The sequence below is a fragment of the Mucilaginibacter agri genome, from assembly GCF_009928685.1.
Classification (GTDB): Bacteria; Bacteroidota; Bacteroidia; order Sphingobacteriales; family Sphingobacteriaceae; genus Mucilaginibacter; species Mucilaginibacter agri.
This window is the reverse complement of the sequence record NZ_WWEO01000045.1, coordinates 577,154-591,038: the sequence shown is the minus strand read 5'-3', so window position 1 is coordinate 591,038 and position 13,885 is coordinate 577,154. Positions and strand designations below refer to the sequence as shown.

General features: G+C 43.5%; 10 protein-coding genes. 4 read left to right on the top strand and 6 right to left on the bottom strand.

What is annotated here, in order from left to right; translation table 11 throughout:
- Positions 1 to 2 precede the first annotated feature (2 nt).
- From GSY63_RS22700 to GSY63_RS22690, 3 genes are all read right to left on the bottom strand, one after another.
- Entirely contained in the window at positions 3 to 4,715 is a 4,713-nt protein-coding gene (locus tag GSY63_RS22700) for a PKD domain-containing protein (RefSeq protein WP_166588135.1), read from the bottom strand.
- A 191-nt stretch (positions 4,716 to 4,906) separates the two neighbouring features.
- Positions 4,907 to 6,958, bottom strand: a complete 2,052-nt coding sequence (locus GSY63_RS22695) for a S9 family peptidase (protein WP_166588134.1) — start codon at positions 6,956 to 6,958, stop codon at positions 4,907 to 4,909.
- A gap of 28 nt (positions 6,959 to 6,986) precedes the next feature.
- Positions 6,987 to 8,225, bottom strand: coding sequence for a nucleoside recognition domain-containing protein (locus GSY63_RS22690; protein ID WP_166588133.1), 1,239 nt, complete (start codon positions 8,223 to 8,225; stop codon positions 6,987 to 6,989).
- A gap of 84 nt (positions 8,226 to 8,309) precedes the next feature.
- On the opposite strand from GSY63_RS22690, the gene GSY63_RS22685 reads away from it, so the two are divergent.
- On the top strand, positions 8,310 to 8,717 hold the full coding sequence (locus tag GSY63_RS22685) for a DUF3052 family protein (RefSeq protein WP_166588132.1): 408 nt from the start codon (positions 8,310 to 8,312) through the stop codon (positions 8,715 to 8,717).
- Here GSY63_RS22685 and GSY63_RS22680 read toward each other — a convergent pair.
- Complete coding sequence (locus GSY63_RS22680; RefSeq protein WP_166588131.1) at positions 8,714 to 9,190, bottom strand: hypothetical protein; 477 nt, start codon at positions 9,188 to 9,190, stop codon at positions 8,714 to 8,716. The genes GSY63_RS22685 and GSY63_RS22680 overlap by 4 nt on opposite strands.
- A gap of 103 nt (positions 9,191 to 9,293) precedes the next feature.
- Here GSY63_RS22680 and GSY63_RS22675 point away from each other — a divergent pair, with 103 nt between their 5' ends.
- The 3 genes from GSY63_RS22675 to GSY63_RS22665 all read left to right on the top strand — a co-directional run bounded on the left by GSY63_RS22675 (position 9,294) and on the right by GSY63_RS22665 (position 12,691).
- Entirely contained in the window at positions 9,294 to 9,722 is a 429-nt protein-coding gene (locus GSY63_RS22675) for an OsmC family protein (RefSeq protein WP_166588130.1), read from the top strand.
- An 18-nt stretch (positions 9,723 to 9,740) separates the two neighbouring features.
- Positions 9,741 to 10,922 carry a trans-sulfuration enzyme family protein gene (locus GSY63_RS22670; RefSeq protein ID WP_166588129.1) on the top strand — a complete coding sequence of 394 codons (1,182 nt, stop codon included), beginning with the start codon at positions 9,741 to 9,743 and terminating at the stop codon, positions 10,920 to 10,922.
- Between the two features lie 413 nt (positions 10,923 to 11,335).
- On the top strand, positions 11,336 to 12,691 hold the full coding sequence (locus GSY63_RS22665; protein ID WP_166588128.1) for an OmpA family protein: 1,356 nt from the start codon (positions 11,336 to 11,338) through the stop codon (positions 12,689 to 12,691).
- A gap of 127 nt (positions 12,692 to 12,818) precedes the next feature.
- Here GSY63_RS22665 and GSY63_RS22660 read toward each other — a convergent pair whose 3' ends face one another.
- Together GSY63_RS22660 and GSY63_RS22655 are read right to left on the bottom strand one after the other, a co-directional pair.
- Complete coding sequence (locus tag GSY63_RS22660; RefSeq protein WP_166588127.1) at positions 12,819 to 13,202, bottom strand: SRPBCC domain-containing protein; 384 nt, start codon at positions 13,200 to 13,202, stop codon at positions 12,819 to 12,821.
- A 23-nt stretch (positions 13,203 to 13,225) separates the two neighbouring features.
- Positions 13,226 to 13,831 (bottom strand): acetate uptake transporter, encoded by a 606-nt coding sequence (locus GSY63_RS22655; RefSeq protein ID WP_166588126.1) that lies wholly within the window; start codon positions 13,829 to 13,831, stop codon positions 13,226 to 13,228.
- Positions 13,832 to 13,885 lie beyond the last annotated feature (54 nt).

Sequence of the window (13,885 nt, the reverse complement as noted above, 5' to 3'; positions counted from 1 at the left end):
ACTTATCTTAATAAATGTATTACGCCACTTCGTCTCGGCCCCGAGCCGTCGGCATTGTACGACATACCTTTCCATTCATTCCCATTTATAAACTTGCCTGTGGCTTGCCACATATATACGCCTTGCGGTACTGGCGTGCCCCGGAAAGTACCATCCCATTTGCCGGTGGGACGCCCCCGTTCATCCAGCTCTGTAGAATCGAATATTACCTGGTTATAGCCATTTAGTATTTGCAGGTGCCATTCTTGTAATCCCGAGCCTACAGCACCGAATGTTCTTAGCTCTGGCGTAACGCTATTTGGCATAAAGGCATTAGGTAAATAAACCTGGCCTGGTGTGCCTGTAATACGTACGTAGTGAGACTTGGTGCTATCGCAATAAGCGTTAGCCGTGGTAAGGGTAACTTTGTAGCGACCGGTATCGGCGTACGTATGTTGTGGATTTTTTAAGTTTGAGGTGCTGCCATCGCCAAAATCCCAATGCCAGCTGAGCGGACCGCCCGTTGTTTGATCTACAAACGAAAACGTGTAAACCGGGATATTAACAACGCTATCAGGCTTTACCGTAAAATCGGTTAACGACGATTGGTTAACCCTGATCATATCTTTGATCACCAACGTGGATGTACAACCTGTGCCATTGGTGGCCTTCAGCGTAACGGTAAATGGCGACCCTACAAAGCCGTAGTGGTGCGAAGGGTTAACAGCACTGGAGTGAGGAGAACCATCGCCGAAATCCCAGTCATACATTAAATCGCCAGTTTGGCTTACGCTTGGGTCGGTACTGGTATTGGTGAACTGCACGGTCAGCTTTTTACAGCCCGAAGTATTATCGGCATTAAAGGCCAATACTGGCTGTGCAAGTACATGTATTGTTACAGGTATCGCGGTAACATCAGGCGTACAACTGTTCGATGCATGCAGCATAACGGTGTAGTTGCCACCTTTGATAAACGTGTGGTTTACATCGCCTGTACTGGTTGTGGTTAGGGGAGTTGTGCCATCGCCCCAATCGTACCAGAATGATGAGCCTCCCGTAGTGTTATTATGGAAAGTAACGGTAAGTGGGCCGCATCCTGTGCCTTCGTCGCCATTAACAGTTAAGCGGGGGGTAAGCGTAGCCGGGCTAACTACCAGTGTGTAAGAAACACTTTTAGCACTACCACATTGGCTTTGCGCCTGCATGTAAACCTTGTAGGTGCCAACTGTGGTGATCGTAAAAGGCTGATCTTCCTTATCGGTGCGCACTTTGGTTGAAAGCACCGTGCCGTTTACATCTGTTAAAAAGTACGTGTATTTATCATTAGTGCCTGGCGACAAATTTTCTACGTTAACCGTAAACGGAACACAGCCGGTAGTTTTATCGGGCGCAATCTGTACAACCGGTGTTTTAGGTTTGATAGTAATTTCCATTGACTTACTATCCACTTTACAGCTATTTGATACTGTTAGCTTTACAATGTAAGTGGTGTCCTTGCCATTTGTCTGAGGCACAAAAGTTATCGCCTGCGGGTTCATTAAGGTGGAGGTTTGACCGTTGCCAAAATCCCAGGCATAGTTTAAACCCGAAGGTGGGGTAGAAGTATTAGTGAAATTAACAGTTGTGGCATCGCAGCCGGTGGTTTTATCGGCAGTAAAGTTCGCTTTAACATCATTAAATATATTTCTGATGATCACTTCATCAAAATTATCGCCGCAAGGAGCAGTGCCGGTTGATGTCCACCGGAAAGTATAATTTTCGTTAGCCTGTAAGTTACTTACAGTGGCATTGTATTTTGTGGGATCGTCAAATGTTACACCTGTCTGGCCCGATTGCACTGTCCACATGCCATGACCGTTAGGACCGAGGTTATTGCCATTTAACTGGTAGGTAGGTGCGTTACACAGGCTTTTATCATCACCCGCGTTGGCGACGGGAGTAGCGGGCTGTATTGTTATGGTAACTGTTTGTGTATTACCAGGACAGTTATCGGTACTTGCCGTATTGTAAGAGGTGATGTTATACGTTACGGTAGCAGGGGCCAAACCTGTGTTGGCTAGTATGTCCTGAATTTCGGTAACCGTTGCCGGGGTAGATGCGCTGCTAAGTCCTGTAACATTTGCAGGATCTGAAGTGGTAGAAGTCCAGGTGTAAGTGGTACTGCTAATGTTTGATGAAAGCTTAATAGCCGACTTTTGGCCGCTGCAAATAGATGCCGGGCCCTGTGCATTAATAACGGGTTGCGGCAATATGGTCACTGTGTAAATAAAAGGTGTTCCGTCGCAGCCATTATTGTGCGGTATAATATTATACGTAACCGTGGCATTTTCGGTAGCACTGCTGTTAGTCAACGTTGCTTCATTAATATCGCCGCTACCCGACGCCGTGTAGCCACCCGCATTGACAGATCCACTTGCTGTCCATGTAAAGGTGCTGCCAGCCAGTGTTGATGTGATTTGATAAGACATCGGCTTGCCCGAGCAAATTCCCTTTGTTGCGGCACTGGTAACTGTATTAAACGGACGAATGTTGATCCTAACCTCATCACTCACCGAGCTACAATCGCCTTGTAAAGTTGTAGGCACTGTAATAGTAAGTACCACAAACCCAGCATTTGCCTCTGCTGCAGTAGGTGTGTAAGTAGTTTGATAACTATGAATATCGCTAAATCCGGCTGCAGTACCCCCGCTCCACGTTGGCGCGCCTGCCGCAGTAGCGGCGTCGCTAATAGTAGCGTTTAATTGTGCCGCCTGGTTAGCGCAAATAGTGGCGTCTTCACCGGCATTAACAGTTGGGGCATTTTGAAATGTAATGTTTTGGGTTACAACAGCAGAAGTTCCGCAACCGTTTTTTTGAACTACAGAGACAACGTACATCCCAAAATCTGGGAATGTTATAGTTGGCGACTGGCTATTGGCGGTTGTGCCGTTGGCAAACGTGGCGGGTGCTCCACCAGACGGGGGCGTTACTGTCCAAACATACGTATCGGGCTGTAGCTGGTAAGTGCCAGAGTAGGTAACTTTGGTTTTACCAGGTTCAGCACCGAAACGAAGTGTTTGATTTTTACCGCAAGTAGCAAAATTAGGGGAAAGGGCAATTTGTGGAATGCTGTTGGCATAAACGGTATCTACCGATGTTTGCGCAACGCAGGAATTACCCGGGGCGCTAATCTGCAACTGAATAGCATATTTGCCCTGGGTAGTAAATTTAAACACGGGTTCTTTACTGTTTTTGTTAGTACCTACATAACTAAAACCTGTAGAAGGGGTTACCGTCCATAAATAAGTGTAAGTGCCGCTACAAGAATTATCTACCACCGAATTATCGGTAACATTTACCGTTCCGGGTGTGCAAGTGGTAGTATTGCTTAAAGTAAACTTAGGCTGAGGTGCATCCTGCACACATAATTTTACAGTTGCATCTTCGGGAATACAACCGCTGGCACTGTTCTCCAAATGGAGGGTCACAATGTGCTGACCGTGTGTGGTGAATGTATATTTAAATTTTTCATTTAGCTTTAAGCCAGTAGCTTGCAATACGCCATCTACATAATAACTATAGGTGGCAGAATTGTCGGCGCAGTTGGTGTTTGTTGTAGTTGCAGACTGGCCAGGGTACGATCCGTTGGTAAATGTCACCTCGTTATTAGTACAGGCAAATGAAGGCCCGTTTAAAATGTTGTTTGGCGGCATTAACACCGGCTGCTGGCCGTAAATGCTGTTAGTGCTTGCGCAAAACGGATTTTTTACGGTTAGTGCAACCTTAAACTTATTGGTTGTGGTACTGCCGTCCTTTTGCCCGCACGATGATTTTAAATAGTTGTGTGAGAGTGTGCCTTGCGACGCCAGAATGTCACAGATGGTAATATCGCTTGATGTTCCATCGCCCCAGTTAATGTTATAGAGCGTACCTGGAAAGTTGCGTTGTAAACCATTAGGCGACTGGTAATCGATATTATAAATGACGCTGGCACCATTAGGGCCGAGACAAACAGGACCTGCCGTAACGAGCGATAAGGTGGTGATTCCTCTATTCTCAATTAATAGATAAGCTTTTGTACCAACGGAAGTTCCGTTAGTGGCTTTAACAAAAACGGTATAAGTAGAAGTGTCGGCAGTAAAACTGATAAAATTGCTGGTGAACGTTTGAGTGCCTTTGTCTTTGTGATCTTGTTCATTGTAGAAGTTCGCACTAACGGTTGTACCTGCGGCAGACGTGTTTTGAAAATTATAGGTGTCTTTAAATGTGCTACTTACAATACATTTGCCGAATACTTCGGCATAGCCATCCATGGCGCTGCTGGAGCTAATTCCGGCTTGTACGCCTGGCGAGGCGTTGATAACAAAAGGATCGGATGCAACACTGGTTGAGGCCGGAGCTGTTGTTTTAATACGAATCCTGTAGCCAACGCCCGGTAGGGTTGCGTTAGGGATAGTTCCATTTACAAAAGTGGCGTAAAGCCCATTGCCGCTGCCATAGCCATCATAAGTACCAATGAGTTTTTCATTGGTGAAATCGCCTGCTGCATCAGATAAATACAGGTTAAACTTGTTTGTTTTTTGCAAACAACCGGCGGCGTAATTAATAGCAATTTTAGCTGCAATGGACGAACCTACGCCGTAAGGACCTGGATCGACTTTGGTGATATTTACAGTTTGCGCAACTGCGTTTCTCGTGACAAATAATAATACAGTAACAGCTAAAATCTTTGTAACCCCTTTAAGGCACGTCTTCATCAAATATACTTTTAATCGTCAGTCTCTTAAAAGTGATATTGGTGGTTTTTGGATGATTATAGCGGTATACGGTATGTGTTTAAGTTAGGTTTGTAATAAAAAAGTCATTGAATTTAACTATCTGATTATTAGATAATTAAATTCAATTACTGAAAGTATATTTTCTATTGGTGAATTAAGTTTATCTCGGGTTAAAGCGTTTCTTTCAACCAGCCGAAGAATTCGCGCTGCCAAACCAGCGCATTTTGAGGTTTTAAAACCCAGTGGTTCTCATCCGGAAGATATAGTAATTTACTCTTAATTCCCTTTAGTTGAGCCGCCTGATAAGCGCCCAATCCCTGCTCAATTGGCACGCGATAATCCTTGCCGCCCTGTATCACCATAATTGGTGTATTCCATTGGCTTACCAGATTGCTTGGGTTAAATTTATCGTAAGATTTTTGTGCAACCTTATTGTCTTTATCCCAATAATTGCCGCCCATATCTTTATTGGCAAACCAAAGTTCTTCTGTGGTGCCATACCAGCTTTTCAGGTCGAAAAGGCCATCGTGCGCAATAAAGGTTTTGAAACGCCCTTCATGCACACCCGCAAGCATATACACAGAATAACCGCCATAGCTTGCGCCTACGCAACCTAAACGGCTTTTATCTACATAAGGTTCTTTGGCGATATCATCAATAGCCGATAAATAGTCTTTAATCGGTTGGCCACCCCAGTCGCCGCTGATCTCGCGGTTCCATTCTACACCATGGCCTGGCATGCCTCTGCGGTTAGGCGCTATAATAATATAGCCTTGTGCTGCCATCAGTTGAAAATTCCAACGGAAAGAATAAGCTTGTGTTAACGGTGCTTGTGGACCACCTTGACAAAATAGAAGGGTAGGATATTTCTTAGCCGGATCAAAGTCGGGTGGGTAAATTACCCAGGCCAGCATGTCTTTATTATCGGTGGTTTTAATGTGGCGCTCGTCTACACGGCTCAACGGCAGGTTATCGTAAACAGCTTTGTTAATGCTGGTAACCTGTGCCATGCTACCATTGGTTAAACTAACCGAATAAATTTCATTAGCATGGTTAAGGTCTGCACGTTGTACATACAGCGTATTACCTGTTTGTGCTATAATGTCGTTTACATCCCATTGGCCGTTAGTTACTTGCCTAATAGCTTGTGGCGAACCTGGCGCTAAGCGTAAACGCAAATCGATCTGAAATAACTGTTCCGTGCCGTTTTTAGGTGCGACAAAGAAGATTCGGTTGCCATCATCACTAAACTGAAACGACGATACTGTTTCGTCCCACTTTTCGGTAAGGTTTACTTTATTACCAGTCTTAAGATCTTTGATTACAATGTCGTTTTTGTCCGACTCGTAACCATCTTCCTTCATACTTAACCAGGCTAGTTTATTACCGGCTTTGGTAAAGGCAGGTGAGGTGTCGTAACCCATCATACCTTCGGTAAGGTTGGAAGTGGTGCCCGTGGCTATGTCATATTGGTAAAGATCGGTGTTGGTGCTTATAGCGTAAGCCTTACCGAATTTCTTTTTGCAAACATAGATAATGCTTTTGCTATCGGGGCTAAAGATCAAGTCTTCAGCACCGCCAGACGGTTTTTGAGGCGTATCGTATGGTTCATCAACCATAATATCTTTCTCGTTGCTTACTTTACCATTGTCGTAGTCGGCCACAAAGACGTGTGAAAACTTACCATCTTCCCAAGTATCCCAGTGGCGATAATTCAGGTCGGTAAATACGTATGCATTAGATTTAGGTAGATCAGCAAAACGGTCTTTCCCCAGAATCTTAACCACTGGCACTTCGCGGCTGAACATGATCTTTTTGCCATCAGGCGAGATCTGCACATTGTCGGCATCAGCCAAAGCCTTATCGCTCAGTTTGGTTACCTGCTTGCCAGTGCCATCCATTTGGTACAAATGGTCGTCAAAAAAGTAAATTATGCTACCATCGGGATTAACCTTAACTATCTGGCGGCCGGCCGACTCGTGCGTTATAGCGGTGGGGGCGCCACCTGTTACCGGCACACTGTAGATATTGGCTTCAGACTTAGCCTCGGCCATGTTATAATGAGTTACCGTATAAATAAGGTGCTTGCCATCGGTGGTTAAATTACTGCTGCCTAAGCGGCCCAGTTTCCACAGCAATTCGGGTGTCATGGTTTGTTTACTTTGCGCCGAAGCGTTTTCTATAGCCATACCTAACATTAAAATATATAAGAGTCGTTTCATACTGAATGAATAGTAGCTTCGGATTTAATTATCCGAAAAATAAGTAGCCCACCAAAATAGCTGTAATTACACCGGCCAAATCGGATATTAAACCTGCTGGGATAGCATACCGGGTACGTTTTATGCCAACTGAGCCGAAATATAACGCTACAATGTAAAAGGTGGTATCAGCCGAACCGTAAAGCACACTGGATACATGGCCTACAAAACTATCAACACCAAAGGTTTTCATATTGCTGATCATCATTGCCTTTGCTCCAGAGCCGGTCAGCGGGCGAATGAGGGCGACAGGTATTACGTCAACAAAACGGGTGTCGGTATGTAAATGCGAGAAACACCATTTAAAGCCGTCGGTAATATAACCCAGTGCCCCGCAAGTGCGGAATACACTAATAGCAGCCAACAGGCCTACCAAATAAGGGATGATTTTGATGGAGGTTTCTATACCGCCTTTAGCTCCATCAACAAAAGCCTCGAAAACATTTACCTTTTTACGCAAGCCGCCTAATATAAATGCTACGGGTATGGCAAAAAGCACAACGTTACTGGCCACTTTAGATACTTCGCTTATTTGCGCGGCGGTGAGATAATATTTAAAGTAAACCACCAGCAACACAATAAAGGTAGTGAGCCCGCCCAGCCAGGCCATCACCACGCCATCAAACAGATTAATTCGTTGCTTAATGGCTACTACAAGCAATCCTGTAAGTGTGGCTACATAAGTAGCTATCATACAAGGGATAAACACGTCTGACGGATCATGCGCGCCGAGTATAGCGCGCTGTGCAATGAGAGCGACGGGCAGTAGGGTAAAGCCCGATGCATGCAACACTAAAAACATGATCTGCGCATTCGAAACCGTTTCTTTATCGGGATTCAATTCCTGCAAACTAGCCATGGCTTTTAAGCCAAGTGGGGTAGCGGCATTATCAAGACCCAATAAATTGGCCGAGAAGTTCATCACCATTTGGCCGGTTGCCGGGTGATTTTTAGGAACCTCAGGAAATATACGGTTGAAGAAAGGACCAACTATACGAGAAAGAAAATTAATAGCACCTGCTTTTTCGCCGATGTTCATAATACCTAGCCAAAAAGCCATAGTGCCGGCAAGCGGTAGGGCGATGTCCATTACTGATGATTTAGTGGAATCAAAAATCCCCTCAACCATCATTTTGAAGATCTCGGTGTCGCCAAAAAATATTAATTTTAGAAGTCCAACGCCAAACGCAATTACAAAAAAAGCTATCCAAATGTAATTTAAAGCCATGCTATAGTTTAAGGGTTTGAAGTTAGCTGTTTTGTTTGATTTTGGAAACCGGATTTAACGTACAGGTAATATTAAATAACAGAGATGGCAGGATATTCTGGCACACCACTCGCTAAAAAACTGGGAATCAAAGAAGGGGCACAGATCAGCCTCATTAATGTGCCCGAACATTACTTCTCACTGTTTACAGATCTGCCCTCCGAATTAACAATTACCGATCTTACTAATCAGAAACAAGATTTCGTTCACTTCTTTACTAAACAGGCTAACGAGTTTACAGAACTGTTACCGGTAATCAGGAACAATATCAAATCCAATGGCATCATCTGGGTCTCGTGGCCTAAGAAAGCATCTAAAGTTCCCACAGACTTGCACGAAGATTTCATCAGAAACTTCGCCTTGAAAATTGGATTAGTTGATGTTAAAGTTTGTGCGGTTGACGAAATATGGTCGGGGTTGAAACTGGTGGTCCCTGTTAAAGATCGCCTTTAATTAATGGCCACAACGTTTTTATCGGGCACTATCTGTATGTCGTAGTCTTTTTTAAGCGGATCGAATTGCGCACTGTCATTAACAGTGATATAAATGGTTGCCAGATCTTTTACCTGGTAAACCTGTACGTCGCCCACATTGCTGGTAGTGGTTTTGTATTGTGAGATAGAGTTAAGCAGCAGATTGTATTGCTCCAACACATTGGTTTGTACCGACATGAAGATCTTCTTTCCATCCGAACGCATTTCGATGGTATTCAAGGTATTTTGAGGAAGGCTCAAACTATATTTTCTATTCTTTTGAGCTTTACTTTCTGTTAAGGTATAACCCTTAGCTGCTAAAAAGGTATCAGCTTTACTCAGGTTATTGTGCAACAGATAGCGAATATCTTCGTAAGAGATTAGTTGTTGATTTTGTGCGAAGCCGATATAGGCCGAACAGGTTAAAATAAGGCTTAGGAGCAACTTCTTCATATAATAGTCATTATCAGATAGACAAGATAGTGTTTGTGCGTTTTTATAACGAAATAAAACCGCAAAATGATAACTTCGCAACCAATATTTTACACATAATACCATGGCAACAATAGAATTAAAAAGAGTAAAAGGCGATTTTGGTTTCGAAGCTACAGACGAAGCCGGACACACCGTACGTATGGATAGTAGCCCCGAAAGCGGTGGTTGGGATTTCGGTGTACGCCCCATGCAAATGTTGTTAATGGGTTTAGGCGGCTGCGCGGGTATCGATGTGATCAGCATACTTAAAAAGCAACGTCAGGATGTTAAAGATTATAAAATGACTATCAGCGGCGACCGCGAGGCGGGTAAAGAGCCGTCGTTATGGAAAAATGTTAATATCGATTTTCATATCTACGGTAATGTTGACGAAGACAAAGCCAAGCGCGCAGTCGATCTTTCGCTCGAAAAATATTGCTCTGTAGCTGCTACGCTTACGGGCTCGGGCACAACTATTACTACCAAAGTTTTTGTACACGCATCTAAATAATATAATTCTACTTTTTTTATGTCAAAGCAACTAGACCCGGTTACCCAGGCCGTACGAATACAAACAGAAAAAACTCAACAGCAGGAACACTCTACACCGCTGTATATTACCAGCAGCTTTACATTTGACGAGGCTGAAGCGATGCGCGCTGCATTTGCCGACGAAAGCGACGCCAATATTTACAGCCGTTTCAGCAATCCTAACGTTGACGAGTTTATTAAGAAGATGTGTATGCTGGAAGGGGCAGAAGACGGCTTTGCTACTGCAACAGGCATGAGCGCGGTGTTCTCTTCATTCTTCGCCCTTTTGCAACAAGGCGACCATATGGTTTGCTCAAGCTCTGTATTTGGCAGTACTTTTACAGTGGTAACAAAATATCTGCCTAAATATGGCATTACATGCACTTTAGTGCCTGCTAATGATGAAGCGGCATGGGAAGCGGCTATACAGCCAAACACTAAAATGATGTACCTGGAAACTCCAACCAATCCACAATTGGAGCTGATTGATCTGGAGTGGGCAGGCAAATTTGCCAAGAAACATAACCTGATATTAAGCGTAGACAATTGCTTTGCAACGCCTTTACTGCAAAAGCCAATTGAATACGGTGCCGACCTTGTCATTCACTCAGCTACCAAATGGATTGACGGACAGGGTAGGGCTTTAGGCGGTATAGTGGTAGGCCGTGCAGATCTGATCAAAGAGATTTATCTGTTTTGCCGTAATACTGGCCCTGCTTTATCGCCATTTAACGCGTGGATCTTTAGCAAAAGTTTAGAGACACTTGACGTGCGTATGGAACGCCATTGCAAAAACGCCCTTACTATGGCCGAAACCTTGCAAAGTAACCCGCATGTATCATGGGTAAAATATCCTTTTTTAGAAGGGCACCCACAATATGATATTGCTAAAAAGCAAATGACTGCCGGTGGAGGTATCATCTGTCTGGAAGTTAAAGGCGGTTTAGAGGCTGGTCGTAAATTCTTAGATGCGCTGGAGCTGCTTTCGGTGACCGCTAACCTTGGCGATAGCCGTAGCATTGCATCGCACCCGGCAAGTACCACACACTCCAAGCTTACAGAAGAGCAGCGTTTAGATGTTGGCATAACGCCAGGATTGATCAGGATTTCTGCTGGTTTGGAAAAAGTGACCGATATAATAGCCGATATTGAACAGGCACTTGAGAAGAGCGCACTGTGATTTATCAACATAAATATTAAGGCTATTGCAGCAAAATATTAGATAAAAATTATTTTTCTTATAATGAAAAAGCCCTTGCAATTTTTTGCAAGGGCGTTTTGTTTCTCATATTTTCTCATTTTGTATAACATGTTGATTTTTAGAATAGTATGGATTTTGCTTTTCCAGCGCGTGGCGTTATAAATGTTTAAATCTTAGTTTTTTGCCGCTTTTTCTCTTTGGTTAATTTATGGTCAAAATGTATTAATTAAAGGTTTAATATGTTTTGTACATCAACCGCGTGTTAACAACTCTGCAACTTTTTTAGAAACAATCGGGCCTAACTTGGAGTTGAGGGCTACAGGTTATTGGCACACATGTTGCAAATGACCCAACCACAGGCCCCGCCTGTTTTTTATACTTAACCAACTAATATGAAAATCAATTCCAACAAAAAAATGCTACTGTTAGCAACAATGCTTGTCAGTGGCAAGTTAATGGCTCAAACAGATTCCCTTAGCAAAGCCGACTATGTTCAGCCATTTTCTAAAGGGCAAGTATTCCGCACCTGGTCTATCGGTGTAGACGGAGGCTTGCTTACTCCTTATACCATTTTCAGAGGCCATGACGATTACGGTACCGACCGTAGTAATGTTGGCTATGGTGCTTACATCAGAAACCAATTCTCGCATTCATTTGCAGGTCAATTGAGTTTTTTCAGAGGTAACGTAGAAGGTTCGGGACCGGTACCTGGCCCTGCAACTACTATCCGCGATAGCTACAAAACTCAAATTAATTATGCAGTTGACCTGAGTGGACAATTTACCCTGGCGAACATCAGCTGGAGAAACCAGAAGAATGGTATCCAACCTTACTTCTCTGCAGGTTTTGGTTTAATGGGTTTCCAACCAACCTTAAGAACCGCTAGCGGTGCCGAAACCGATTTCAAATCGAGCGGTAGCGTAAAAGCTGCTTACATCCCGGTGGGCTTAGGTTTGAAGTTTAACTTGTCGAGATCAATTAACTTAGATTTAGGCTACCAGGTTAACTTTGTTGATGGTGACAACTTCGACGGTTACAATGCTGGTTCGAGCAACGATAAATTCTCGTATGCACACATCGGTTTAGAGTTTGCTTTGGGTAAATCTTCAAAACCGCAGTTAGCAACGCATAACCCGGTTAACTCGATGCGCACTGAGTATTTAGTTAAAGAAATGCAATTGCAAAACCAACTGGATGCAGAGCGTGCAAACAACCAAAAGTTAAGAAGCGACCTGGATGCAACCAATGCTAACCTGAAATCACTTAATGATAAATTTACCGCCGATCAGGATGGTGATGGTGTTATCGATTTATTTGATAAATGCCCTAACACTCCAGCGGGTGTAAAAGTTGACGGTGCAGGTTGTCCACTACCTCCGGCTAAAATTGTTGTTACCGAGGAAGACAGACGCGTTGTTAGAAATGCGATTGCTAACCTTGAGTTTGATTTTGGTAAAGCAACCATCAAACAGCATTCATTCGAAAGCCTTGACCATGTTGCAGAAATCCTGATCAACAAAAACTTTAGCTTGAAATTAGCTGGTCACACCGATAACGTTGGTTCGGCAGATGCTAACCTTAAATTATCTAAAGACCGTGCAGAGTCTGTTAAAGCTTATTTAGTAAGCAAAGGTGCAAATGCCTCAAGAATTGAAGCTACAGGTTATGGTAAAACACAACCAATTGCAACTAACAAGACCGCAGCAGGACGTCAGAAAAACCGTCGTGTTGAATTTACATTGTTCTAAGCGATAAGGAACTTAATTAAAACAAAAGCCGTCCCGACTAATGTAGGGACGGCTTTTGTATTTTATGATTTGCGGTTAAGCCGTGTTAACTGATAAATCAACAAATTATTTCATCAACAAATTTTACTTAAAAGCTTCCGAAGAAATCATCAAGTCCGGCTAAATAGGCACCAACCCAGCCTTCAGTTATATCTTCATAAGCCTCATCGGGAATGTTGGTATGGCGCAATTCTATCGAAGTGCCATCTTTATGTTCGTGTAATTTAATGGTAACGATAGAAGGCTCATCCTGGCCATCGAAATACCATTGTTGCACCACTTTTTTATTGGTTTCAAACTCCAGGTTCTTGCCCACAATGCTATCTTCCCAAAGCGAAAACTCAGATCCTGGTTCTGTCGACATTATGGCTGGATCGCCGGTCCATAACTGCAGCGTTAGGGGATTGGTTATAGCGTTGTAAACATCCGCCGGATCGGCAGGAACGATGTAGTATTTTTTGAAATCTTTCACAGCTGCAAGTTAGCAATACCTTTTTACTTTGCTGCAACAGGTCCAATAGGTAATACAGTTTTTCCGTAAACCTCATTTAATACATTGGCAATGCCGGTATAAATAGCCGATAACCCGCAAATAATACCCTCGTAACCTGCAAGGTGTTTAATACTGGCGTCACCAGTTGCATCACCGGCTACCAATAAAAAGAATAAGATTGTTAACGAGGCGAATACAAATTGTAAGGCCTTGTTCAATTTCAAAGTTCCGAAAAACAGGCAGAATGTAAAGATTCCCCAGATACTTAGGTACACGATCATGGCATCTTCTGAAGCCGCCGGCGCCCATCCCAATTTCGGGATTACTAACAGGCCAACTAACGAAAGCCAGAAAAAGCCATATGATGTAAAAGCAGTCAGGCCGAAGGTATTGTTCTTTTTGGCCTCGATAATGCCGGCAATTACTTGAGCCAAGCCTCCGTAAAATAAGCCCATAGCAAATATCATGGAGTTCATTTCAAAGAAGCCAGCATTGTGGATGTTGAGCAATACAGTTGTCATACCGAAGGCACATAAACCAAGCGGCGCAGGATTAGCAATACCATCGCCGGCTTTCACCGTAACGGGTGTAGTTGGGATAAGGGTCATAAAATAAATAAGTTTTAAAATTGGTTACTGCAATGTAGCTGATTTGTAAACAAA

What these genes read in the sequence shown, in the direction of transcription:
- GSY63_RS22700 (WP_166588135.1), bottom strand. Translation starts at nt 4,715, where the DNA reads ATGAAGACGTGCCTTAAAGGGGTTACAAAGATTTTAGCTGTTACTGTA.
- GSY63_RS22695 (WP_166588134.1), bottom strand. Translation starts at nt 6,958, where the DNA reads ATGAAACGACTCTTATATATTTTAATGTTAGGTATGGCTATAGAAAAC.
- GSY63_RS22690 (WP_166588133.1), bottom strand. Translation starts at nt 8,225, where the DNA reads ATGGCTTTAAATTACATTTGGATAGCTTTTTTTGTAATTGCGTTTGGC.
- GSY63_RS22685 (WP_166588132.1), top strand. Translation starts at nt 8,310, where the DNA reads ATGGCAGGATATTCTGGCACACCACTCGCTAAAAAACTGGGAATCAAA.
- GSY63_RS22680 (WP_166588131.1), bottom strand. Translation starts at nt 9,190, where the DNA reads ATGAAGAAGTTGCTCCTAAGCCTTATTTTAACCTGTTCGGCCTATATC.
- GSY63_RS22675 (WP_166588130.1), top strand. Translation starts at nt 9,294, where the DNA reads ATGGCAACAATAGAATTAAAAAGAGTAAAAGGCGATTTTGGTTTCGAA.
- GSY63_RS22670 (WP_166588129.1), top strand. Translation starts at nt 9,741, where the DNA reads ATGTCAAAGCAACTAGACCCGGTTACCCAGGCCGTACGAATACAAACA.
- GSY63_RS22665 (WP_166588128.1), top strand. Translation starts at nt 11,336, where the DNA reads ATGAAAATCAATTCCAACAAAAAAATGCTACTGTTAGCAACAATGCTT.
- GSY63_RS22655 (WP_166588126.1), bottom strand. Translation starts at nt 13,831, where the DNA reads ATGACCCTTATCCCAACTACACCCGTTACGGTGAAAGCCGGCGATGGT.